This window comes from Pseudomonas sp. GWSMS-1 (assembly GCF_049847425.1).
In the GTDB taxonomy this organism is placed as follows: Bacteria; Pseudomonadota; Gammaproteobacteria; order Pseudomonadales; family Pseudomonadaceae; genus Aquipseudomonas.
This window is the reverse complement of sequence record NZ_JBMHHV010000005.1, coordinates 3,519,776-3,542,771: the sequence shown is the minus strand read 5'-3', so window position 1 is coordinate 3,542,771 and position 22,996 is coordinate 3,519,776. Positions and strand designations below refer to the sequence as shown.

Annotated in this window: 17 protein-coding genes and 1 pseudogene; 11 read left to right on the top strand and 7 right to left on the bottom strand. The window is 60.5% G+C overall.

The genetic code is table 11. From position 1 onward, the window contains the following. Positions 1 to 16: 16 nt before the first annotated feature. The 6 genes from gcvH (at position 17) to ACEPAJ_RS20160 (ending at position 9,705) form a co-directional block, all read left to right on the top strand. Entirely contained in the window at positions 17 to 406 is a 390-nt protein-coding gene (gene gcvH / locus ACEPAJ_RS20185) for a glycine cleavage system protein GcvH (RefSeq protein WP_425917372.1), read from the top strand. A 480-nt stretch (positions 407 to 886) separates the two neighbouring features. After that, positions 887 to 2,308 carry a group II intron reverse transcriptase/maturase gene (gene ltrA / locus ACEPAJ_RS20180; protein WP_425913153.1) on the top strand — a complete coding sequence of 474 codons (1,422 nt, stop codon included), beginning with the start codon at positions 887 to 889 and terminating at the stop codon, positions 2,306 to 2,308. A gap of 343 nt (positions 2,309 to 2,651) precedes the next feature. Beyond that, positions 2,652 to 4,955, top strand: a complete 2,304-nt coding sequence (locus ACEPAJ_RS20175) for an Orn/Lys/Arg decarboxylase N-terminal domain-containing protein (protein ID WP_425917370.1) — start codon at positions 2,652 to 2,654, stop codon at positions 4,953 to 4,955. Between the two features lie 80 nt (positions 4,956 to 5,035). Then, entirely contained in the window at positions 5,036 to 7,336 is a 2,301-nt protein-coding gene (locus ACEPAJ_RS20170; RefSeq protein ID WP_425917368.1) for an Orn/Lys/Arg decarboxylase N-terminal domain-containing protein, read from the top strand. 83 nt (positions 7,337 to 7,419) lie between these two features. Continuing rightward, positions 7,420 to 8,748, top strand: coding sequence for a putrescine-ornithine antiporter (gene potE / locus ACEPAJ_RS20165; RefSeq protein ID WP_425917366.1), 1,329 nt, complete (start codon positions 7,420 to 7,422; stop codon positions 8,746 to 8,748). 45 nt (positions 8,749 to 8,793) lie between these two features. Further along, positions 8,794 to 9,705: an amino acid ABC transporter substrate-binding protein gene (locus tag ACEPAJ_RS20160; RefSeq protein WP_425917364.1), complete on the top strand. Its 912-nt coding sequence runs from the start codon at positions 8,794 to 8,796 to the stop codon at positions 9,703 to 9,705. Between the two features lie 73 nt (positions 9,706 to 9,778). On the opposite strand, the gene ACEPAJ_RS20155 is transcribed toward ACEPAJ_RS20160, so the two are convergent. The 3 genes from ACEPAJ_RS20155 to ACEPAJ_RS20145 form a co-directional block, all read right to left on the bottom strand. Beyond that, on the bottom strand, positions 9,779 to 10,249 hold the full coding sequence (locus tag ACEPAJ_RS20155) for an NfeD family protein (RefSeq protein ID WP_425917362.1): 471 nt from the start codon (positions 10,247 to 10,249) through the stop codon (positions 9,779 to 9,781). Between the two features lie 3 nt (positions 10,250 to 10,252). Then, positions 10,253 to 11,173 (bottom strand): SPFH domain-containing protein, encoded by a 921-nt coding sequence (locus ACEPAJ_RS20150; protein ID WP_322948265.1) that lies wholly within the window; start codon positions 11,171 to 11,173, stop codon positions 10,253 to 10,255. A gap of 115 nt (positions 11,174 to 11,288) precedes the next feature. Beyond that, complete coding sequence (locus ACEPAJ_RS20145; RefSeq protein WP_425917360.1) at positions 11,289 to 12,875, bottom strand: L,D-transpeptidase family protein; 1,587 nt, start codon at positions 12,873 to 12,875, stop codon at positions 11,289 to 11,291. A 106-nt stretch (positions 12,876 to 12,981) separates the two neighbouring features. On the opposite strand from ACEPAJ_RS20145, the gene ACEPAJ_RS20140 reads away from it, so the two are divergent. Then, a complete protein-coding gene (locus ACEPAJ_RS20140; RefSeq protein ID WP_425917358.1) occupies positions 12,982 to 13,701 on the top strand; it encodes a murein L,D-transpeptidase catalytic domain family protein in 720 nt (239 codons plus the stop codon). Positions 13,702 to 13,717: 16 nt separating this feature from the next. On the opposite strand, the gene ACEPAJ_RS20135 is transcribed toward ACEPAJ_RS20140, so the two are convergent. Both ACEPAJ_RS20135 and rpiA read right to left on the bottom strand, forming a co-directional pair. Further along, positions 13,718 to 15,502, bottom strand: a complete 1,785-nt coding sequence (locus ACEPAJ_RS20135; protein ID WP_425917356.1) for a GspE/PulE family protein — start codon at positions 15,500 to 15,502, stop codon at positions 13,718 to 13,720. Between the two features lie 276 nt (positions 15,503 to 15,778). After that, positions 15,779 to 16,453 carry a ribose-5-phosphate isomerase RpiA gene (rpiA, locus tag ACEPAJ_RS20130; RefSeq protein ID WP_425917354.1) on the bottom strand — a complete coding sequence of 225 codons (675 nt, stop codon included), beginning with the start codon at positions 16,451 to 16,453 and terminating at the stop codon, positions 15,779 to 15,781. Between the two features lie 161 nt (positions 16,454 to 16,614). Here rpiA and ilvA point away from each other — a divergent pair. Together ilvA and ACEPAJ_RS20120 are read left to right on the top strand one after the other, a co-directional pair. Then, positions 16,615 to 18,128, top strand: a pseudogene (gene ilvA, locus ACEPAJ_RS20125) (threonine ammonia-lyase, biosynthetic). Between the two features lie 26 nt (positions 18,129 to 18,154). Then, a complete protein-coding gene (locus tag ACEPAJ_RS20120) occupies positions 18,155 to 18,595 on the top strand; it encodes a DUF2269 family protein (protein ID WP_425917352.1) in 441 nt (146 codons plus the stop codon). Positions 18,596 to 18,650: 55 nt separating this feature from the next. On the opposite strand, the gene ACEPAJ_RS20115 is transcribed toward ACEPAJ_RS20120, so the two are convergent. Continuing rightward, positions 18,651 to 19,304, bottom strand: a complete 654-nt coding sequence (locus tag ACEPAJ_RS20115; RefSeq protein WP_425917350.1) for an HAD family hydrolase — start codon at positions 19,302 to 19,304, stop codon at positions 18,651 to 18,653. Between the two features lie 143 nt (positions 19,305 to 19,447). On the opposite strand from ACEPAJ_RS20115, the gene ACEPAJ_RS20110 reads away from it, so the two are divergent. Further along, positions 19,448 to 19,927, top strand: a complete 480-nt coding sequence (locus ACEPAJ_RS20110; protein WP_274087126.1) for an RNA pyrophosphohydrolase — start codon at positions 19,448 to 19,450, stop codon at positions 19,925 to 19,927. 18 nt (positions 19,928 to 19,945) lie between these two features. Further along, a complete protein-coding gene (ptsP, locus tag ACEPAJ_RS20105; protein ID WP_425917347.1) occupies positions 19,946 to 22,225 on the top strand; it encodes a phosphoenolpyruvate--protein phosphotransferase in 2,280 nt (759 codons plus the stop codon). A gap of 24 nt (positions 22,226 to 22,249) precedes the next feature. Here the strand turns inward: ptsP and ACEPAJ_RS20100 are convergent, their stop codons facing one another. After that, on the bottom strand, positions 22,250 to 22,996 hold the full coding sequence (locus ACEPAJ_RS20100) for an NRDE family protein (RefSeq protein WP_425917345.1): 747 nt from the start codon (positions 22,994 to 22,996) through the stop codon (positions 22,250 to 22,252).

Below are 22,996 nucleotides of genomic sequence, written 5' to 3'. Positions count from 1 at the left end.
AGATGAGGAACGACACATGAGCACTATCCCCGCCGATCTGCGTTACGCCGCCAGCCATGAATGGGCGCGCCTGGAGGCCGATGGCAGCGTTACCGTCGGTATTTCTGATCACGCCCAGGAAGCCTTGGGTGATGTGGTATTTATCGAGCTGCCGGAAGTCGGTAAAACCCTGAATGCCGGTCAGGAAGCGGGTGTGGTTGAATCGGTCAAGGCCGCCTCCGACATCTACGCGCCGGTTTCCGGTGAAGTCATCGCGATTAACGATGGCCTGTCCGACAGCCCGGAAAGCGTTAACAGCGACCCTTATGGCAGCTGGTTCTTCAAGCTCAAACCAAGCGATGCTGGCGAGTTGGATAAGCTGCTGGATGCTGCTGCTTATGAAGCTACGGCTGACAGCGACGCATAAGCCCCAGCGCTTAGCTGCAAACAAAGCCCCGCCTAGAGCGGGGCTTTGTCGTTGTGCGCCAGGCATGGCGCGTTGCGCGCAAGCGCAACCAGCTTGGCTGTGGTGGCCTCGCTGGTGACTTGGAGGTGAAAGTCCTCTACACACCCGGCAAGGGGAAGTGTTAGCCAGAGGCAAGGGTGTCGCGGGTGACCGCGAATCTGAAGGAAGCCCGAGGCAAAATGCTGGCCTGACGTACAGGAAGCGGATAGAGGCGTCGTAGTGGGGTGAGGTCGCAATGACAGCCAAAGCCCAATACTTGCACGGAACACTACGGCGTAAATCCGACAGGCATAAGCAGGAAGGTCGCGCGAATTACCCTGGGAGATCTGTAGGTTTGCCACTGGGCTACCAAGCGTCGCGAGGCGCTGGGATGAATCTACAGAAGTCAGCCGAAGCCGTAGTAAGTGACGAATGACCGCGTCACCAAGGGCCGAACAGGTTATGCCGCCAGTAGGCGTCAGAGTCTCGTCGAATGTCGAAAAGCAGAAAATTCTCCGAGGGAGAACTGTGAACCTAAGTTCCGGACGGTATCCGCGGACGACGGTTGGCAGTGCGCAGGCATCGGCGTCGTCTGTGACGTGGACGAACGCGGAGCCGGACACGCTGATGGAGCGGGTGCTTACACCGGCCAACCTCAAGCGTGCGTACCAACGCGTAGTCAGCAACAAGGGAGCGCCGGGTGCCGATGGCATGACGGTCGACGAATTGGCGGGTTACGTAAAACAGTATTGGTCAACCCTCAAGGCGAGACTGCTAGCCGGCGAGTATCACCCACAAGGTGTTCGCGCCGTCGACATCCCCAAGCCCAAAGGCGGCACCCGACAGCTGGGTATCCCTAGCGTCGTGGATCGCCTGATCCAACAGGCATTGCTGCAACAGCTCACGCCGATCTTCGATCCGCTGTTCTCGAACTACAGCTACGGTTTTCGTCCGGACAGAAGCGCCCACCAGGCCATTGAAACAGCCCGTGCCCATGTGGCGGCGGGTCACCGTTGGTGCGTGGAACTCGATCTTGAGAAGTTCTTTGACCGAGTCAATCACGACATCCTGATGGCCCATGTGCAGCGTTATGTCGAGGACAAACGCGTGCTCAGGCTGATCCGTCGCTACCTCGAAGTCGGAGTCATGTCGGGCGGGATCGTCAGCCAGCGACAAGAGGGGACGCCGCAAGGCGGCCCGCTCTCGCCGTTGCTGTCGAACATTTTGCTCAATGAGCTCGATCGAGAGCTTGAGCGACGGGGCCATCGCTTCGTGCGTTATGCCGATGATGCGAACATTTATGTACGTAGCCGTCGTGCTGGCGAGCGAGTGATGAACAGCGTCGAGCGCTTCCTGAGCAGGCGTCTGAAACTGACGCTGAATCGGGAAAAGAGCCGGGTGGCAAGGCCGTGGGTCTGTGACTATTTGGGTTATGGGATGAGCTGGCATCAACAGCCGAGACTAAGAGTGGCGACGATGAGTTTGAGTCGCTTGCGTGCCCGGCTCAAAGGGCTTCTAAGCGGAGCGCGTGGACGCAAGATGTCGGATGTCATCGAGCGAATAAACCCTGCGCTGCGTGGCTGGGCGGGCTACTTCAAGTTGAGCCAGAGTAAGCGACCACTTGAAGAGCTGGATGGCTGGGTGCGTCACAAACTTCGCTGCGCTGTATGGCGTCAATGGAAGCAATCCGCAACGAGGGTTCGCAACCTGATGCGCCTGGGACTCAGCGAGGCCCGCGCATCCAAGTCTGCGTCTAATGGCCGTGGCCCATGGTGGAACTCGGGAGCGGCGCATATGAATCAGGCGCTGCCGAAGAAGCTATGGGATCGCCTGGGGCTGGTCTCAATACTGGATACGATCAACCGGCTTAGCCGCATAACCTGAACCGCCGTATACGGAACCGTACGTACGGTGGTGTGAGAGGACGGCGGATGTGAATCCGCCTCCTACTCGATTTTGGAACCAACCTGAGTGGGCAACTCAGGCGGTTACAGCAGTTCTTTCGCCCGGCTTGTGCGGCTGAGTCGAAAGTTAGCGTTTTTACTCAAGCTGACTAGTCTGATGACTCATGTCACAAAATGTGTACTCGCCAAGTTCATAGTAGAGGCTTGGCTTTAAACCTGTGTTTCAGCTTCTGTGCGCAGGGCTCTGCCACCTTGGGTGGTTTCTAGGGTGTATTGAGGGCATTGCTGCTGCGTTTCTGGCAAAGGATGGTGGAGGCGGCTTGATGATTGGACGCACGAATAAACAACTGAAAATGCGCGTGCTGATGGTCGATGACGACCTGGGCAACCCCAACAGCATGCGCGGCCGGGTGCTGACGGCGTTGGTGGACGAGTTCCACAGCCGCAACACCGAACTGGTCAAAGCCACGTCCTACGAGGATGGATTAGCCGCGGTTATCTCCGATGCGGCCCTGCATTGCATTTGTGTCGATTGGACCCTGGGTAAGAACGACGCCACAACTCACGCCCAGGCGCTTGAGCTGCTCCGTAGCATTCGCCAGCGTAACGAAAATGTACCGGTGTTTCTGATGGCCGACCGTGATGCGAAAAAAAGCATCACCGTGGAGGCCATGGAGCTGGCAGACGAATTTGTCTGGATGCTTGAGGACACGGCGCCCTTTATTGTTGGGCGGGTTGTTGCGGCGATCCAGCGTTATCTGGAACACCTGCTGCCGCCTTTCACCGATGCGCTGATCCGCTACACCCTGAAAGAAGAGCATTCGTGGGCCGCTCCAGGTCATCAGGGGGGTGTCGCCTTTACCAAGTCGCCAGTGGGGCGGGTGTTCTTCGATTTCTTCGGGGAGAACCTGTTCCGCTCCGACAGTGGTATCGAGCGCGGTAATCTCGGTTCTGTGCTCGACCATAGCGGCCCTGTGGGCGACTCCGAGGCTTATGTGGCGCGGATATTTGGCTCCCACGCCAGCTATTCGGTACTCAACGGCACCTCGGGTTCCAACCGCGCAATCTTTATGGCGTGTGTGGGCGAAAACCAGTACGCCTTGTGTGATCGCAACTGCCACAAATCAATCGAGCAAGGCTTGGTGCTCACCGGCGGCCTGCCGCTGTACATGACGCCGACGCGTAACCGCTACGGCATCATCGGGCCCTTGCTGCCGAGCCAGTTTGATCCGCAGCGCATCGCGGCGGCTATCGCCAACTATCCCCTGAAAGCCCAGGCCAAAAGCAGCAAGCCGGTGTATGCGGTGGTCACCAACTGCACCTACGACGGCATGTGCCTGCACGCCGAGCGCGCTGAAGGGCTGCTGGCGCAGAGCAGTGATCGCATCCATTTCGACGAAGCCTGGTACGGTTATGCCCGCTTCAATCCGCTGTACCAAGGGCGCTACGCCATGCGCGGCGATCCGGCTCAGCATCAGCCCGACGCCCCCACGGTGTTTGCCACCCACTCCACGCATAAACTGTTGGCGGCGTTATCGCAGTCCTCGTTTATCCATATTCGCAACGGTCGCAATCCGGTCGAGCACAGCCGCTTCAACGAGTCCTTTGTGATCCAGGCCAGTACGTCGCCGATGTATGCGCTTTTTGCTTCTAACGAGGTCGGCGCGGCGATGATGGAGGGCAAGGGCGGCCTTAGCCTGACCCAGGACTCGATTCGCGAGGCGGTGGATTTCCGTCAGGCCCTGGCCCGCACCCACCGCGAGTTTGCCAGCCGTGGCGACTGGTTCTTCCAACCGTGGAACGCACCGCAGGTCACCGACAGGCAGACAGGCAAGCGGGTCGATTTTGCCGACGCCGACGCCGAGCAACTGGCCTCAGACCCCAGCTGCTGGGAGCTCGAGCCGGGCGCCGAATGGCACGGTTTCGCCGGGCTGGAAAAAGGCTGGTGCATGCTCGACCCGATCAAGGTCGGCATCATGGTGCCGGGCATGGGGGCGGATGGTCATCTGCTGGCGGAGGGCATTCCGGCACCGGTTCTCGGCGCCTTCCTCTATCGCAACAATATTGTGCCGTCACGCATCACTGACTTCATGGTGCTGTGCCTGTTCAGCATCGGCGTGACCAAGGGCAAGTGGGGCACGCTGATCAATGTGCTGCTGGCCTTCAAGCGCCACTACGACAACAACGCTGCGTTGGAGCGGGTGCTACCCGATCTAGTGGCCCAGGCGCCTGAGCGTTATCGCGGCATGGGCTTGCGTGACCTCAGCAGCGAGATGTTCGAGTACATGCGCAGCAGCCGCATGGACGCCCTACAGGCTGACGCCTTCGGCAATCTACCGCTGATCGAGAAAACCCCACGCGAGGCGTTTCAGGCCCTGCAGGCCGGCGAGGCGGAGTTGTTGCCGCTCAGCCAGGCCGCCGGTCGGGTCACCGGGGTTGGCATCATGCCCTATCCGCCGGGCATTCCGATTGTGATGCCGGGCGAGAACCTCGGTCCGGTGGACGGCCCTTGGGTTCGTTATATCCAGGCGCTGCAGGACTGGGGCAATAACTTTCCCGGTTTTGAGAAAGAAGTGGAGGGCGCCGTACACAAGGACGGCGATTACCATTTCTGGTGCCTTAAATAGGGATTCAGCCGTGAGGTATGGCGCGCGCCATGCTTCGCGCTCGCTGAGCGAGACTGTCGTTTCATTATAAGGAGTACATCATGACTCAGGCAAAAGTGCCTTTGCCGGCGTTCTTGGCGCAGCGTTACCCCGTGTTGATTGTGGTCAACACCCAGCAGCAACCGGACAGCATCGTCTTGCGCAGCGCCGAGGCTGTTGCTCAGGCGCTACAGCAGCATGGCCTTGACGTGGAGCGCGTCAGTTCGCTGAGTGACGCTGAAATCGCCTTCCGGGCTAACCCGGCCTACTGCTGTGTAATCCTTGGCTGGGGGGCCTGCGAAGCCAACCCGAGTCAGGCGTCTAGTCTGATCCAGCTGATTCGTCAGCGCACCGCGCAACTGCCCATCATGCTGGGTATGAGCCAGGCCCATCATAGTCAGGTGCCGTTGGAGATCGTCGAGCACATCGACGGTTTTATTTGGCAGCCGGAAGACAGCCCAGCGTTTGTCGCAGGGCGCATTGAAGCGGCTGCACGGCGTTATTTGGATAGCATCCTGCCGCCATTTTTCGGTGCGCTGGTTAATTTTGCCGGCACCCACGAGTACTCCTGGCACACCCCAGGCCATACCGGCGGCACCGCTTTTATGAAAACCGCAGTGGGGCGTAGTTTCCTCGATTTTTATGGCGAGCAGATGCTGCGTTCTGACCTGAGCGTATCGGTCGGTGAGCTGGGCTCGTTGAATGATCACACCGGGCCAATCGCCGCTGCGGAGAAAAATGCCGCACGGGTGTTCGGTGCCGATTTCACCTTTTTCTCCGTGGGGGGAAGTTCGGCCAGTAACGAAATCGTCCTGCACTCAGCCGTCACCGACGGCGACGCCGTACTGGTCGACCGTAACTGCCACAAATCGCTGAACTATGCGCTGAACATGTCCGGTGCGGTGCCGCTGTACCTGCGCCCGCGGCGCAATGCCCGCGGTCTGATCGGGCCAGTGCCCAGCAGCGAAATGACTCCCGAGGCCGTGGCGCAGAAAATCGCTGAAAGCCCGCTGATGGCGGATAAACAAGCCCGCCCGGTATTAGCGGTGCTGACCAACTCGACCTACGACGGCCTCTGCTACAACGTGCAGACCACCACCCGTGAGCTGAGCCGTAGCGTCGACCGCATTCATTACGACGAAGCCTGGTACGCCTATGCACGGTTCAACCCGTTGTATGAAGGGCGCTATGGCATGCACCGTGGCGAGCGGCATGCCGATGACGCCACGGTGACCGTTACCCACTCGACCCACAAGTTGCTGGCGGCCCTGTCGCAGGCATCGATGATCCATATCCGTTCGGGCAAGGTGCCGATCAAACCGGCGCTGTTTAACGAAGCCTTTATGATGCACACCTCGACTTCGCCGCAGTACAGCATCATTGCCTCTACCGATGTATCGGCCAAGATGATGGACGATGCCGGCGAGTACCTTACCGATGAGTCGATTGGCGAGGCCATCGCCTTTCGCCAGGCCATGGTTCGTTTGGGCAATGAGGTGCGCAAGCGCAATGCGCAGGATTGGTGGTTTGGCGTGTGGCAGCCGGATGAAGTCAACGGCGTGCCTTTTGCTGAACTCGACCCGCAGGCGCTGCGTAACGGTGATGCCTGGGTGCTCAAGCCAACCGCCAGCTGGCATGGCTTTGGTGACCTGGGCAGTGATTACTGCATGCTCGACCCGATCAAAGTCACCGTGCTAACCCCGGGGCAGTCCCTTGAAGGTGATATGCAAGCCAGTGGCATTCCGGCACCGCTGGTGTCGTCGTTCCTCGCCAGCCGCGGCATCGTGGTGGAGAAGACCGAGCCGTATTCGATCCTGCTGCTGTTTAGCCTTGGCGTGACCAAAGGCAAGTGGGGCTCCCTAGTGGCCGGGCTGATGGAGTTCAAGACGCACTATGACGACAACACGGCGCTGGATCGGATAATGCCCGATTTGGTCGCCAGCCATGGCGAGCGCTATGCCGGTATGGGTCTCAAGGACCTGGCCACCGCCATGCACCAGGACATGCTGGCCTCGCAGTTGCTGCACAACATGGATGCGGCCTTTAGCTTGCTGCCGGACGTTGTCAGTTCACCACGGCAGACCTTCGCCAGGTTGGTAAAAGGTGAGATCGAACAGATTGCCGTGCGCGACATGCGTGATCGCACTGTGGCTGTGCAGGTCGTGCCGTATCCGCCGGGTATCCCGCTGATGATGCCGGGCGAGAAAGCCGGCGCCGACAAGCAGGCCATTATCGACTACCTGCTGGCAATGGAGCTGTTCGACAGCCACTTCCCAGGCTTTGAGCATGACAACCATGGCGTCGAGATCGAGCGCGACAGCCTCGGCGGGCTGACGTACATGATCTATGTAGTCAAACAGTAACGCTTAGCCATCCCTGCGTTCGGCAACAGGCTGCGCGTTGTTGGGCGCAGGGACAGTGCTTTGAAAGGTACAAGGAGAGGTCGATGGCTGAGTCAAGCAAGAAGATGAGCCTGGTAGGGCTTACCACACTGGTGGCGGTCAACATGATGGGCTCCGGCATCATCATGTTGCCGTCGAGCATGGCCCAGCTCGGGGCTGTATCGCTGTTGTCATGGATCATCACCGCCGCCGGCTCCATGGCCATCGCCTACTGTTTTGCTCAGTGCGGGATCTATTGTCCACGTTCGGGCGGCATGTCGGCCTATACCGAGGAGGCGCATGGTAAGTCGGCGTTCTTCCTGTGTTCGTTTCTGTATTTTTTATCCTTGGCCATCGGCAATGTGGCCATTGGTATTTCAGCGGTGGGCTATCTGACGCCGTTCTTCCCTTGGCTGGGTAGCGGCGCTATTCCGCTGTTCGTCGGCACTGTTGGGTTGATCTGGCTGACCACGGCGGCCAACTTTGGCGGCCCCAGCATCACTGGGAAAATTGGTGCAATCACCGTCTGGGGCGTGATTATCCCGGTGGCCGGCTTGAGCGTGATTGGTTGGTTCTGGTTCGATCCGGCGGTTTTAAGAGAGGCCTGGAACCCACACAACCTGAAGATCGGCGATGCCATCGCGCAGAGTATTCCACTGACCTTGTGGGCCTTCCTGGGCATGGAGTCCGCGGCGCAGAACTCCGATGCGGTCGACAACCCCAAGCGCAACGTGCCGCTGGCTTGTCTGTTTGGCACCCTCGGTGCGGCGGTGGTGTACGTGTTGTCGACCACGGTCATCCAGGGCATCGTGCCCAACGCTGAATTGGCTAACTCCACCGCGCCGTTTGCTTATGTCTACGCGCAGATGTTTAACCCCTTTATTGGCAACATCATCATGGCGCTGGCGGTCATGGCTTGTATCGGTTCCCTGCTAGGGTGGCAGTTCACCTTGGCACAAACCGCCAAGGTCACGGCCGACCAGGGCATGTTTCCAAAGCTGTTCAGTAAGGTCAGTGCGATGAATGCGCCCATCATCGGCATGATCGTCTGCGGCATTTTGCAAACCTTGATGGCCCTCTCAACCATCTCGCCGAATGCCAGTGCGCAGTTCAGCAAACTGGTCAATCTGGCGGCGGTGACCAACCTTATTCCCTATGTTACGGCGCTCTCCGGCCTGTTGGTGATCATGTACAAGGCTAACGTCAGCCCGGCAATTTTCAGACGCAATGTGGCAGTGCTGATGGTGGCCATGGCGTACTCGTTCTATGCCCTGTACGCCTCCGGTAAGGATGCGGTGTTCGGCGCGATGATCGTGCTGGCCGTCGGCTACCTGCTCTATGGCTTTATCGCCAAGAACTTTGTCGATCAGCCGCCAGCGTCCGAGCGGGCTTAGGGCATCTCCAGGATTGCCAAGACATCTGAATGTGGGGAACAGAATATGAACATGCAACTGCCCAAATCGTTAAACCTGCTGCTGGCCTGTCTGGTTATGCTGCCGGGGCTGGCGAGCGCGAGTTCCAGCACCCTGGAGCGCGTGCGCGGCAGCAACAGCTTCACCCTTGGGTTTATGCCGGACATGGCGCCCTTCAGCAGCCAGAAAGGCGACCAGGTCAGCGGCTACGGCATCGAGCTGTGTCGCAAGGTCGCCGCGCGAGTCAAAAGCGAGTTGGGCCTGAGTGAACTGCAGGTCCGTTATCAGGCGCTCAAGGATGCTGAGGGCCTTGCTGCCGTCCGCTCGGGCAAGGTTGATCTCCTCTGTACGCCAACCTTGGAAACGCTGGACGCGCGTAAGTCAGTCAGTTTCTCGCTGCCGATCTACACCGCTGGCCTGGCTGCACTGGTGCGTGAAGATGCGCCGCCCATGCTAATCAACGTGCTCAATGGCAAGGTCGCGCACACAGGGCCGACCTGGCGGGCGACTATCAATCGTGGCTTGGCTAACCACACCTATGTGGTGACCCAGGGCGGCGCAACCGAAGCCTGGGTTCGTAAGCAGCAGAGCAAGCTCGGTGTGGTGGCAACGCTGGTGACCGTTGCCAGTCAGGAGGAGGGCGTGCGGTTAGTTGCCGAGGGCAAGGCTGATGCCTTCTTCTCCGAGCGCATCCTGCTGAAGAACTACCTGGCGCAGAACAAAGGTGCCGGTGCGCCGATGATAGTGCTGGAGCGCATTTATGAATTTGCCCCGGTCGCCATGGCGCTGCAGCGCGGCGATGAAGACTTCAGGCTGTTGGTGGACACCGCGTTGAGCGAGGCTTATCGCTCCGGTGAACTGGAGAAAATCTACAGCCAATACTTGGGTGAGCCGAGCGCCACGGTGAAGATGTTGTTCAAGGTCTACTCGCTGCCGTAATCGCAGCTGCGGTTTCACACCACTCACCAGGCCGCCTTCGGGCGGCCTGGTTTTTGGCGCTCTTGGCTGAGCGTCAGTCTGTCGTCGTGCCGCCCACGTGTTCGGCTTCAACCCGCAGTAATACGCCGTCTTGACCTACAACGCGCACTGCTGTGCCGGCCGGCAGGTCTTCACCGATCACCAACCATAGGCTGTCACCGGCCTTGATCTTGCCGCGGCCGCCGTTGATCGCCTCATGCAGGGCGAAGGTGCGACCGACGAATTCGCTGCCGCGGTGGTTTAGCCCTGGCTGGTCAGACGGTTTGCTGGCGCTGCGCTGGCGCTGCCACCAGAACACCGCCGTGAGCACTGAAAGCAGGCCGAACAGGATGAACTGCGCAGCCCAAGGCAGGCCTGGGAAGATAAACGTCAGTAGGCCGACGCTGGCCGCCGCCAACCCGATCCACAGCAAATAACCGCCCGCACCGAAGACTTCGAGAATCAGCAACAGCGTGCCGAAGGCCAACCAGTTCCAGTACGACAGGTGCTGTAAAAAGTCCCACATGGCTTAACCCTTGTTCTCGCCGAAGGTGGCTTTGACGATTTCCCCAATGCCGCCCACTGCGCCGATGACCTGACTGGCCTCCAGCGGCATCAAAATGACTTTGCTGTTGTTAGCGCTGGCCAATTGGCCAAGGGCCTCGATGTACTTTTGCGCGACGAAGTAGTTGACCGCCTGTACGTTACCGCTGGCAATGGCTTCGGACACCATGCGTGTGGCTTCGGCTTCTGCCTGGGCGGCTCGCTCGCGCGCTTCGGCTTCGAGGAAGGCGGCCTGGCGCTGACCTTCGGCCTTGAGGATGTCGCCCTGTTTCTGCCCTTCTGCGGTGAGGATGGCGGCCTGACGCATGCCTTCGGCTTCAAGAATCTGCGCACGCTTGATCCGCTCGGCTTTCATCTGCCCGGACATAGCGGCCATCAGGTCGGCGGGTGGGCTGATGTCTTTGATCTCGATGCGAGTGATCTTGATGCCCCAGGGCGCGGTGGCTTCATCGACGGTGCGCAGCAGGCGTTCGTTGATCGCGTCGCGCTGGCCGAGCATGGCGTCCAGCTCCATGGAGCCCAGCACGGTACGAATGTTGGTCATCACCAGGTTGCGAATGGCATGTTCGAGGTTGTTCACCTCGTAGGCCGCCTGGGCCGCGTTGATGATCTGAAAGAAGCAAATCGCGTCGATCTGCACGGTGGCGTTATCAGCGGTGATCACTTCCTGCGGCGGAATATCCAGTACGTTTTCCATTACGTTGAGCTTGCGACCAATCTTGTCCATCACCGGGACAATAATGTTCAAACCCGGCTTGAGGGTGTTGGTGTAGCGGCCGAAGCGCTCGACCGTCCATTCTGAGCCCTGTGGAACAACCTTGAAGCCCATAAATACGATGGCGACGGCGAGGCCGACAAACAGAAAAATGACGCTGCCGATTTCCATGTGGTGTAGCTCCTTGCTGAATGAGGATTGCTGATGAGTTATCTAAGCACAGTTGCTGCCGACGCGGCTGTCGATGCTGTTGCAAGGTGCGCCGATCAACCCGCGTATCTGGCGATCAGGGCACAGGCTGAGCGAGAGCTTTGATCAGGAGACCGTCGCGCCCATAGATGTCCGGGTAATAGTGCAGGGCACCATCGGCGCTGGCCTCTGCTGTCCAGTAGGCGATCAGTAACGGCGCTGGGTGTTGCAGGCGGTATTGCTGGGTATCGCCGCTGGCGATGCGCGCTTGTACCGTCTTCAGTTCATCCGGCGTGAGCAGCCAGGCGAGTAGGCTGTCGACGGCCTCAACGCGCACACAGCCGGAGCTGAAGGCGCGCGGTGCTTTGCTGAACAGGTGCTGGCTAGGGGTGTCGTGCAGGTACACCGCGAAGGGGTTGGCGAAGCGCAGCACAACCCGGCCCAGCGGGTTGTGGCTACCGGCCGACTGGCGCAGGAGAATCGCCCCGGGCCGCTCCCAGTTAATGGTGCTGGGGTCGAGTAGGTTGCCGGCGTGGTCGAGTACGCTTATCTGGTGGCGTTCGAGGTAGCTGATGTCATCGCGAATGGCAGGCAGTTTGTCTTCGCGCAGGATGGTCGGCGGCACGGTCCAGGTCGGGTTGAGCGTCAGCCGCTCAATGCGTGAGGCGAGCAGTGGCGTTTGCCGTTCGGCGCGGCCGACTTGGGTGCGGCTGCGCCAGAGCAGTTGGTTGTCCCGCACTACCTGCAACTCGCCCGCCGCCACATTGATCAGCACTTCGGCGCCGCGCATGTCGTCGGCCAGCCAGCGCAGGCGTTCGAGATTGGCGCGCAGCTGCTCGCGGCGCATCTGCGCGCTGATATTCAGCTCCGTTAGGCTGGCGGGGCCAAGAATACCGTCTGGGTTGAGGCCGTGGTCGCGCTGAAAGTTCTCCAGGGCCGACTGGGTGACCCCGTCATAGGCGTTGCCCAGTGCCTCGCCTGGCGTCGCCAGATAACCCTGAGCGAACAGCCGCGCGCGCAGTGCCGGCAACCGCGCATCCTGGCGCTCGGGCTTGAGCAGTGGGCCGCTGGGCAGTGTCGCCCACGGGGTGAGCGGTCGCAGGCGTTGCTGCGCATAGGCGCTGCGCAGTTGTTGGTATTGCACGGTGGCTGGCCGCGCGTTGGCAAAGGCCGCTGCTGGGGCTTGCAGGTGCAGCAGGGCCAGCGACAAGGTCGCCATGTTTGGGTCTGGGTTAGTCTGCCCGGGCGCCTGCCACAGCGGTTCTAGGCGCTGCTGCAGCAAACGACCACGACGCAGGTGAAGCAAGGCTTGCAAATAACTGTGGCTGGTCAGTACGTCTGCGCAGTCGCGCTGTGCGGCGGCGCGTTCCTCGATCCAGCTGGGCAGCCCATATTCGCTGGGCTGTAAGCCGTCATCAGCCAACTGCGTAAGCTGTTCACGCAATTGCAGCCGTTGCTCATTGCTTTGCCAGGCGCGCTGGCCGTCGCGTTGAGCATAGAAAGCTCGCAACAGGCGCTGAGCGTTCTCGTCTAGGCTTGCTGGTAATGCGCTGCAGTGGTGTCTTAGCTCAGCCAGCAATGGCCGCAGATCGGCGCTGGTGGCGAAAGGCGCATCGGCGGCATTCGCGACCAGTGGCAGGGTGAGCAGGGCAGCGCTCAGGTAGAGTGTGCGTTTTTTGAACAATCTACTGCTCCAGTCCTTGGCCTAAATACGGGTTTGTCGCTGCCAGTATAGGCGCGTCATGGCTGGATCTTGTTACAGGACTGAGGTCCTAGAGGTATGTGCGCTTATGTTTGGACGTCTTGGCAGGCTCTGCCTTGTGGGGTTTTGGTTGGTTTGCATGCCGCTGTCGGCAATGGCGGCGGAGCAGGATGGCCAGCTCAGGGATCTGGCGCGGATTGCCCCGGGGCTTAACCAGCAGGCGTTGCGGCATGCACTGGCGGCGATGCAGTGTGCGGTCAATCATGGCGCTGAACCGGCTCGTCGCCTCGCCGTGATTGATTATTCGCGCCCCTCCACCGAGCGCCGCCTGTGGATCTTCGATCTGCAGCGCAAGCGTCTCTTGTTGCGCGACTTTGTCGCCCACGGTCGCCAGTCGGGGGAGAACTTCGCCAAGAGCTTCTCGAATCGCCTGGGCAGCAACCAGACCAGTCTCGGGCTATTTCGGACCGCCGAAAGCTACCGTGGTAAGCACGGCTATTCCTTACGCATGGATGGCTTGGAACCGGGGCTGAACGACCTGGCCCGCGAGCGTGCCATCGTCATTCACGGTGCGGACTATGTCAGCCCACGCCTGGTGCAGAGCCAGGGGCGCATTGGCCGTAGCCTGGGTTGCCCAGCGGTGCGTCCAGAAGTGGCGCGGATGGTGGTCGACCAGCTCAAGGGTGGGCAGTTTCTCTTCGCCTGGCATTCCAATCAGCGCTGGTTGCAGGGCTCGGCGTATCTGGACTGCAAGCCCCAGCGGGTGGCAAGTACCCAGGCCCGCCAGCAGCGCTTACCGCGCAGCTGAAACTCGCGGGCTAAGGCTATTTTTGCTCACTCTGCGGAGTGACCCGCAGCACTTCCTCGATAGTGGTCAGGCCGGCGGCGACCTTCTGCGCGCCTGACAGGCGCAGACTACGCATGCCCTCCTTGAAGGCATGCCGGCGTAGGGCAATCAGGTCAGTGTCGGCGGTGATCAATGGTTTCATCGCATCATTAATCAGCATGATTTCATACACCCCGGCGCGGCCGCGGTAGCCCGTGTCGCGGCACTCCAGGCAGCCCACGGCGCGGCAGGCCTGAGTCGGCATCGGTGCGCTCCAGGGTTTGGTCAGGCTCTGCCAGCCGTCCTCGTCCAAGTCCTGGGGCGCTTTGCAGTGCGGGCACAGGGTGCGCACCAGGCGCTGGGCCATAACGCCGAGCAGGGTGGCCTTGAGCAGGTAGTGCGGCACGCCCAGTTCCAGCAGGCGGGTAATAGCGCTTGGTGCGTCGTTGGTGTGCAGGGTCGACAGCACCAGGTGGCCGGTCAGCGCCGCCTGGATCGCCATCTCGGCAGTTTCCAGGTCGCGGATTTCGCCGACCATGATGATGTCCGGGTCCTGACGCATCAGGGCGCGCACACCGCTGGCAAAGGTCAGGTCGATATTGTGTTGCACCTGCATCTGGTTGAAGGCGCCTTCGATCATCTCGATTGGGTCTTCGATGGTGCACACGTTGACTTCCTGGGTCGCCAGTTGCTTGAGCGTGGTGTACAGCGTGGTGGTTTTGCCTGAACCGGTGGGGCCTGTGACTAGGATGATGCCGTTGGGCTGGCTGGTCATGCCTTGCCAGCGCCTAAGGTCATCGGCGGAAAAGCCCAGCTGGTCGAAGCTTTTCAGCAGCACTTCGGGGTCGAAAATCCGCATGACCATTTTTTCGCCGAATGCCGTGGGCATGGTCGACAGGCGCAGCTCGACTTCACCGCCGTCTGGGGTCTTGGTCTTGACCCGGCCATCCTGAGGTTTGCGTTTTTCCGCCACGTTCATCCGCCCGAGGCTTTTCAGGCGGCTGACGATGGCCATGGTCACCTGTGGCGGGAATTGATAGACGGTGTGCAGCACGCCGTCGATGCGAAAGCGCACGCTGCCCTGTTCGCGGCGCGGCTCGATATGAATATCACTGGCGCGCTGGGTGAAGGCGTACTGGAACAGCCAGTCGACGATATTGACGATATGCGCGTCGTTGGCGTCGGGCTCCTGATCCTGGGCGCCGAGGTTCAGCAGTTGCTCGAAGTTTCCGCTGCCGCTGATCTTCGTATCGCCGGCCGAGGCGCCACTGACCGATTTGGCCAGGCGGTAAAACTCTACGGTAAAGCGCTGAATATCCGCTGGGCTGGCCACCACGCGCTTGATCGGGCGCTTGAGTACATGGGTCAGGTTGGCTTCCCAGCTGTGCACCAGGGGTTGGCTGCTGGCGATGGTGACGCTGTCGCTATCCACCGCCACGGCGAGAATTTTGTGGCGCTGGGCGAAAGCGTAGGACATCAGTGGGGTAATGGCGGCGACATCGATCTTTAGCGGGTCGATGCGCAGAAAGGGTTGCCCGCATTGTTCTGCCAGCCAGCTCGTCAGCCCTTCCAGTTCGAGTTTTTTACCCGGATGTTTGAGGTCGTCGAGTTGCTGGGCGGCAAGAAACTCTAGCGGGTGTAGCTGGTTATTGACCGAGCTACGGCGGATTGCCAGGCATTGTTCGGCGCTGTCCTGATGGGTCCGGCCCTGGGCGACCAGCTCACGCAACAGGTCGGCGAGTTCCAGTTGGCGATCATGGGCGGACGAGGCAAATACGGACATAAAACTCCCTGGCAATCCTGGTAACTAAGCAATGTCGGCAGCATGACGCCAAGTAGACGGACTGTCTGCCGACTTAATCCATTTTCGAGTGGCTGCTAGAGGCTCGCGCAGCGTCGTAGAGCGTGTTCAACGTCTCGCGAGCCAGAGTCATGCGCGTCAAAACAGGCGAGGCGCGGCGTTTACTGCTGCCCGTGCGCACGACCCATTTCACTCGCCCTCCGGGTCGCGCCAGAGCGCGTTAGCCACAGCTGGCATAACAAGCCTGTTTTTAGGTTTTTAGGCGCGCTTGAGGGTTTTGACCCCTTCGGCGGTGCCGAGCAGAAGCAGGTCGGCCGGGCGCGCGGCAAACAGGCCATTGGTGACCACGCCGACGATGGCGTTGATCTGGCTTTCCAGCTCGGCTGGGTTGGTGATCGACAGGTTGAACACGTCGAGGATGATATTGCCGTTGTCGGTCACCACGCCCTCGCGGTACACCGGGTCACCGCCGAGTTTGACCAGCTGGCGGGCGACATGGCTGCGCGCCATTGGGATGACTTCCACCGGCAGCGGGAAGGTACCAAGTAGCGGCACCAGCTTGCTGGCGTCGGCGATGCAGATAAAGGTTTGCGCTACGGCGGCAACGATCTTCTCGCGGGTCAGGGCTGCGCCACCGCCCTTGATCAGGTTGAGGTGCTCGTCGCTCTCGTCGGCGCCGTCGACATAAAACTCCAGGTCGCTGACGCTGTTCAGCTCATACACCGGAATACCGTGGCCTTTGAGGCGAGTGGCGGTGGCTTCGGAGCTGGCCACGGCACCGTCGAATTCCATTTTGTGTTTGGCCAGGGCGTCGATAAAGCAGTTGGCGGTGGAGCCGGTGCCGACGCCGATCACACTTTTGGCGTCGAGCTTGGGCAGAATAAAGTCGACGGCAGCTTGCGCGACGGCTTGCTTGAGTTGATCTTGATTCATCATGGGACACCTGGCGTGGGAGTGAGGGAGGGGGCGCAAATTATAGCGCGCCTGCGCCGCCAGTGAGTTGGCGGCCGGGAAAAGCCCTGTGTTGTGTGGTCGTGCGGCGCGGCCCTGGGGTAGACTCGTTGGCTCCCCGAAAAGCCGCCTGCGATCACGCCATGCTCGAACAGTACGTTAAAAAGATCCTCACCTCACGTGTCTACGATGTGGCGGTGGAAACCCCGCTGCACGCCGCTAACCAGCTTTCCGAGCGCCTGGGTAACCAGATTTTGCTCAAGCGCGAAGACCTGCAGCCGGTGTACTCGTTCAAGATTCGCGGCGCTTACAACAAGCTGGCGCAGCTCTCGAGTGAGGAGCAGGCGCGTGGCGTGGTCACCGCATCGGCCGGCAACCATGCTCAGGGCCTGGCGCTGGCCGCCAAGGTGTTGGGGGTTGAGGCCACGATTGTGATGCCCAAGACCACCCCTGAGATCAAGGTGCAGGGCGTGCGCTCGCGCGGCGGCAAAGTGGTGTTGCATGGCGACAGCTTCCCTGAGGCGCTGGCCTATTCGCTGAAGCTGGTGGATGAGAAGGGTTATATCTATATCCACCCTACGATGACCCTCACACCATCGCCGGCCAGGGCACTATCGCCATGGAAATCCTCCGTCAGCAGCCAGGCAAGCTGGATGCGATCTTCGTCCCAGTTGGTGGCGGCGGACTGATCGCCGGGATCGCCGCCTATGTGAAATACCTGCGCCCGGAAATCAAGATCATCGGCGTCGAGCCGGATGACTCCAACTGCCTGCAGGCGGCTATGGCCGCTGGTGAACGGGTGGTGTTACCGCAAGTCGGGCTGTTTGCTGACGGCGTGGCCGTGGCGCAAATTGGCCAGCACACCTTCGATGTGTGCAAGGACCATGTCGATGAGGTGATCACCGTCAGCACTGACGAAATCTGCGCAGCAATCAAGGACATCTACGACGATACCCGCTCGATCACCGAACCTGCCGGCGCGCTGAGTGTGGCCGGGATCAAGAAGTACGTGGAGCGTGAAGGGTGCCGTGATCAGGTATTGGTCGGTATCGACTCAGGCGCTAACGTCAACTTCGACCGCCTGCGTCACGTGGCCGAACGTGCCGAGCTGGGTGAGAAGCGCGAAGCGATCATCGCGGTGACCATCCCTGAGCATCCGGGCAGCTTCAAAGCGTTCTGCGAAGCCATCGGTAAGCGCCAGATCACCGAGTTCAACTATCGGTTTCATCAGAACAAAGAGGCGCACATCTTTGTTGGCGTGCAGACCCACCCGGAAAACGATCCGCGTGCAGCCCTGGTGCAGGGCCTGCGTGATCAAGGCTTCCCGGTGCTGGACCTGACCGATAACGAACTGGCCAAGCTGCATATCCGCCATATGGTCGGCGGCCATGCGGCGGCGGTGCCGGATGAATGTGTATTCCGCTTCGAGTTCCCCGAGCGCCCGGGTGCACTGTTTAATTTCTTACAAAAACTCGGTGGCCGCTGGAATATCTCGATGTTCCACTACCGCAACCACGGCGCTGCCGATGGGCGTGTGGTCGCAGGCTTGCAAGTGCCGAGTGGCGAGCGCCATCTGCTGCCGGCGGCGCTGGATGCCATCGGTTACCGCTACTGGGATGAGAGCGATAACCCGGCGTACACACTCTTTCTTGGATAAGCCGGATAACCGGTAGGGCTGAATAAATGGAACATTACCCGTTGCTGAAAATGCTGCACATGCTGCCTGGGATCGTCTTGCTGCTGGGGGTGCTGGCCCACGTGTTTATGCTGTGGAAGGCGTCGCGCAGCGGCGATGCAGCCATTCTGCAGCGCAAGCTAAAGCGTACGCGCCTGATCAGTCTGCCGGTGTTGGGCCTGCTGGCCCTAAGCTTGCCAGTCACGGGCTGGTGGCTGGTTGATTTAGCGGGTTTGCCGCTCAGCCAAACATGGCTGCTGGCCAGCAGCGTGTTGTTCGGCGTGCTGGTGGTGTTCGGCTTGCTACTCAATGGTCGTCTGGCCGCTTGGCAGGCTTTGGGTGAAAGCCCCGCACCGGCAAACCTGAAGCGTCTTGCCGCCGTTTATGCGGTCCTGATTGTTGTGCTGTTGCTGGTGATTATGGGCCTGATGGGTGCCAAGCCGGCTTGATCAAACCCCCATATAAAAACGCCGCCTGATCAGGCGGCGTTTTTATATGGGGTATTTAGCGCAGCGAGATAACCGGCCAGCCGCGCTGTTCGGCCTCGGCGCGGAGTTTCGGGTCGGGGTCGACGGCAAACGGGTGGCTGACCTGTTCCAGCAGTGGCAGGTCGTTCAGCGAGTCGCTGTAAAAATAGCTGTCGTGCAGGCTCAGGCTGGTTTCGCCGAGCCAGCGGTTGAGGCGAGTGACTTTGCCCTCCTTGAAGCACGGCGTGTCGGTCGTGCGACCGGTGTAGCGGCCGTCGGCCATTTCACACTCAGTGGCGAGCAGGGTGTCGACACCCAGGCGCGCGGCAATTGGCGCAGTGACGAAGCGGTTGGTGGCGGTGATGATCAGCAGCTTGTCGCCGGCTTCGCGGTGCTCGGCGAGCAGGGCTTCGCCTTTGGCGAGAATGATCGGCTCAACGCAATCATGCATAAATTCGCGGTGCCACTGCTCAAGCTGGGCCATTTCCGTGCGGCCGAGGATTTCCAGGCTGAAATTCAGGTAGTCGGTAATGTTCAGGCGCCCGGCCAGGTAATCCTGATAGAACGCGTCGTTGCGCGCCTTGTAGGCCATCCCGTCGAGGATGCCGCGCTCACACAGATAATCGCCCCAGGCGTGATCGCTGTCGCCGCCGAGTAGGGTGTTGTCGAGATCGAATAAAGCCAAACGCACAGGACACCTATCTTCGCAAAGGTCTGAGAGGGCTGAGGATAACGGCTTTTAAAGGTCATTCCCATTACGCGACCCGCTCGCGTTGCTGCTGCGACGGCCTTTGTGGAACAATGCCAAAACATGCGTTTACGAGGTTGTGCGCCGTGATCGATTCTGATGGTTTTCGCCCTAATGTCGGCATCATTCTGACCAATGATGACGGCCAGGTGCTGTGGGCGCGTCGGATAAACCAGGACGCTTGGCAGTTCCCGCAAGGCGGGATTAATGACCATGAGTCGCCGGAAGACGCGTTGTACCGCGAATTGAACGAAGAAGTCGGTCTAGAGCAGCAGGATGTGAAAATTCTCGCCTGCACCCGGGGTTGGTTGCGTTATCGTCTGCCTCAGCGTTTGGTGCGCACGCACAGCCAGCCGCTGTGCATCGGGCAGAAACAGAAGTGGTTTCTCCTGCGCCTAACCGGAGCAGAAGACCGTGTGCGTATGGACCTGACCGGCAAGCCGGAATTCGACGGTTGGCGTTGGGTCAGTTACTGGTACCCATTGGGCCAGGTGGTCACCTTCAAGCGCGAGGTTTACCGTCGCGCCCTAAAAGAACTCGCCCCGCGCCTCTTGGCGCGGGACTGACACAGGCTAGAGCCAAGCATGCTCAATACGCTGCGCAAGATTGTCCAGGAAGTAAATGCCGCCAAGGACCTCAACGCGGCGTTGGGCATTATCGTGCAGCGGGTGCGCGAGGCCATGGGCAGCCAGGTCTGCTCGGTCTATCTGCTGGACCCGGAAACCAACCGCTTTGTGCTGATGGCCACCGAGGGCTTGAACAAGAAAGCCATTGGCAAGGTCAGCATGGCGCCCAACGAGGGCCTGGTCGGCTTGGTCGGCACCCGCGAAGAGCCGCTCAACCTCGAACACGCCTCTGAGCACCCGCGCTACCGCTACTTTGCTGAAACCGGCGAAGAGCGTTACGCCTCCTTCCTCGGCTCGCCGATCATCCACCACCGCCGGGTGATGGGTGTATTGGTCGTGCAGCAAAAAGAACGTCGGCAGTTTGATGAGGGCGAAGAAGCCTTCCTGGTCACCATGAGTGCCCAGCTTGCTGGCGTTATCGCCCACGCGGAAGCCACCGGCTCAATCCGCGGCCTGGGGCGTCAGGGTAAGGGCATTCAGGAAGCCAAGTTTATCGGGGTGCCGGGCTCGCCCGGTGCAGCGGTGGGCACGGCTGTGGTGGTGCTGCCGCCGGCCGATCTGGACGTGGTACCAGACAAATCCGTCGACGACATAGTCGCCGAGCTGACCCTGTTCAATAACGCCCTCGAAGGTGTGCGCGCGGACATGCGCGCGCTGTCGGCGAAGATGGCTACTCAGTTGCGCCCGGAAGAGCGCGCGCTGTTCGATGTCTACCTGATGATGCTGGAAGACGCCGCCCTGGGTAACGAGGTGGTCAAGGTCATCCGTACGGGTCAATGGGCCCAGGGCGCACTGCGCCAGGTGATTGGCGAGCACATCAACCGTTTCGAGTTGATGGACGACGCTTACCTGCGCGAGCGCGCCAGCGATGTCAAAGACCTCGGCCGGCGCTTGCTCGCCTATTTGCAGCAGGCGCGACAGCAAACGCTGGTGTACCCAGACAACTGCATCCTGGTCAGCGAAGAGCTGTCGCCGGCGATGCTCGGCGAGGTGCCGGAAGGCAAGCTGGTCGGCCTGGTCTCGGTGCAGGGCTCGGGCAACTCGCACGTGGCGATCTTTGCCCGCGCCATGGGCATTCCTACGGTGATGGGTGCGGTTGACCTGCCGTATTCGAAGATTGATGGCATCCAGTTAATCGTCGACGGCTACCACGGTGAGGTCTTCACCAACCCCAGTGAAATATTGCGCAAGCAATACGCCGAAGTGGTTGAGGAAGAGCGCCAGCTGGCCCAAGGCCTGGATGCATTGCGCGGCTTGCCCTGTGAAACCCTCGACGGCCACCGCATGCCGCTGTGGGTCAACACCGGCCTGCTCGCCGATGTAAAGCGCGCCCAGGAGCGCGGTGCTGAAGGCGTTGGCCTGTACCGCACCGAAGTGCCGTTTATGATCAAGGAGCGCTTCCCCAGCGAGAAGGAGCAATTGGCGATATATCGCGAGCAGTTGGTGGCCTTCCATCCGCTGCCGGTGACCATGCGCAGCCTGGATATCGGTGGCGACAAAGCGCTGAGCTATTTCCCGATCAAGGAAGACAACCCCTTCCTCGGCTGGCGCGGTATCCGCGTGACCCTCGATCACCCGGAAATCTTCCTGGTGCAGACCCGCGCCATGCTCAAGGCCAGTGAAGGCTTGAACAACCTGCGCATCCTGCTGCCGATGATTTCCGGTATTCAGGAGCTAGAAGAGGCGCTGCACTTGATTCACCGTGCCTGGGGCGAGGTGCGCGATGAAGGCACCGACGTGCCGCTGCCGCCCATCGGTGTGATGATCGAGATTCCTGCGGCGGTTTATCAGGTGCGCGAGTTGGCGCGTCAGGTCGACTTCCTCTCGGTTGGCTCCAACGACCTGACCCAGTACTTGCTAGCCGTGGACCGTAATAATCCCCGGGTTGCTGACCTGTATGACTTCCTCCACCCAGCCGTGCTGCAGGCGTTGCAGATCGTGGTGGCAGGCGGGCATGCCGAAGGCAAACCCGTGACCATTTGCGGCGAGATGGCCGGCGACCCAGCGGCGGCGGTATTGCTGATGGCCATGGGCTTTGATGGCCTGTCGATGAACGCCACCAACCTGCCCAAGGTGAAATGGCTGCTGCGGCAGATCAGCATGGGTAAGGCGCAGGAGTTGCTCAGCCAGGTGATGAGCATCGACAGCCCGCAGGTGATCCACAGCACCTTGCAACTGGCCCTGCGCAACCTCGGCCTGGGACGCATGATCAATCCGGCCTCGGATATTCAGGCCTGACAGGCCCGGCGCTGTTGATGCTGGTCAGCAGCTCAGCGCCACCTCGCCCAGATACGCCCCATTGACCCCAAAACTACGCTCCAGCAAATGGCGGCTACCGTCGGCATTGACGATCAATACCGTGCTGGCCCGTGTGCCGTAAGCCGGGCTGGCAATGAAGGCGCTGGACAGTAGACGTTCGCTAGTCAGGCCGATACCGGTTTGGGGCAGCTCAGTGTCTGCGGCTTGGGTTGGGTCTGCCAGCAGGCTGAACAGACGCTGCGGGTGTGGCGCCGTCAGTTCGCGTTGCAACGCGTGTTTAGTTCGCAACAGCTTGGGCCAGGGCGTGTTTAGGTCGGCATTCGAGACCCCATGCACGCCCTCAGTCAACGCGGTGGCGCGCTGCTCCTGGGAGTTGAAATGCCAGAGCTGCTGGCTGTCACCCAGCAGCAAATTGAAACCGCTGTAGTGCGCGCTCTGCGCCTTCAGGTGCTGAAGGAAGTCGGCTGTATTCAGGTCGCCGCCCAGAAACGCCAGCGGCAGCTCACCCCGCGAGCGTGCGCCCATGGGCAGGCTCAGGTTGCGAATGTTGGTGATGGCGGCAAAGCGTCCGTTCGGGCCAACCCCCAGCCAGGTGCCGCCGGCTTGTAAATCGCGCCCGGCAAACACCCCCGGTGCATCGGGCCACTCGTCCAGTGGCTGGCTCGGCCTGGCATAGAACTCATCGCGGTTAGCCGCTACCAGTAGCGGCTGGGCATGACCGGGCCGCCACGCCAGAACAATCAGGCACAT

What these genes read in the sequence shown, in the direction of transcription:
- ACEPAJ_RS20155 (WP_425917362.1), bottom strand. Translation starts at nt 10,249, where the DNA reads ATGTGGGACTTTTTACAGCACCTGTCGTACTGGAACTGGTTGGCCTTC.
- ACEPAJ_RS20170 (WP_425917368.1), top strand. Translation starts at nt 5,036, where the DNA reads ATGACTCAGGCAAAAGTGCCTTTGCCGGCGTTCTTGGCGCAGCGTTAC.
- rpiA (WP_425917354.1), bottom strand. Translation starts at nt 16,453, where the DNA reads ATGAATCAAGATCAACTCAAGCAAGCCGTCGCGCAAGCTGCCGTCGAC.
- ptsP (WP_425917347.1), top strand. Translation starts at nt 19,946, where the DNA reads ATGCTCAATACGCTGCGCAAGATTGTCCAGGAAGTAAATGCCGCCAAG.
- ltrA (WP_425913153.1), top strand. Translation starts at nt 887, where the DNA reads ATGCCGCCAGTAGGCGTCAGAGTCTCGTCGAATGTCGAAAAGCAGAAA.
- ACEPAJ_RS20160 (WP_425917364.1), top strand. Translation starts at nt 8,794, where the DNA reads ATGAACATGCAACTGCCCAAATCGTTAAACCTGCTGCTGGCCTGTCTG.
- ACEPAJ_RS20140 (WP_425917358.1), top strand. Translation starts at nt 12,982, where the DNA reads ATGTTTGGACGTCTTGGCAGGCTCTGCCTTGTGGGGTTTTGGTTGGTT.
- ACEPAJ_RS20135 (WP_425917356.1), bottom strand. Translation starts at nt 15,502, where the DNA reads ATGTCCGTATTTGCCTCGTCCGCCCATGATCGCCAACTGGAACTCGCC.
- ACEPAJ_RS20100 (WP_425917345.1), bottom strand. Translation starts at nt 22,996, where the DNA reads ATGTGCCTGATTGTTCTGGCGTGGCGGCCCGGTCATGCCCAGCCGCTA.
- ACEPAJ_RS20150 (WP_322948265.1), bottom strand. Translation starts at nt 11,173, where the DNA reads ATGGAAATCGGCAGCGTCATTTTTCTGTTTGTCGGCCTCGCCGTCGCC.
- potE (WP_425917366.1), top strand. Translation starts at nt 7,420, where the DNA reads ATGGCTGAGTCAAGCAAGAAGATGAGCCTGGTAGGGCTTACCACACTG.
- gcvH (WP_425917372.1), top strand. Translation starts at nt 17, where the DNA reads ATGAGCACTATCCCCGCCGATCTGCGTTACGCCGCCAGCCATGAATGG.
- ACEPAJ_RS20120 (WP_425917352.1), top strand. Translation starts at nt 18,155, where the DNA reads ATGGAACATTACCCGTTGCTGAAAATGCTGCACATGCTGCCTGGGATC.
- ACEPAJ_RS20175 (WP_425917370.1), top strand. Translation starts at nt 2,652, where the DNA reads ATGATTGGACGCACGAATAAACAACTGAAAATGCGCGTGCTGATGGTC.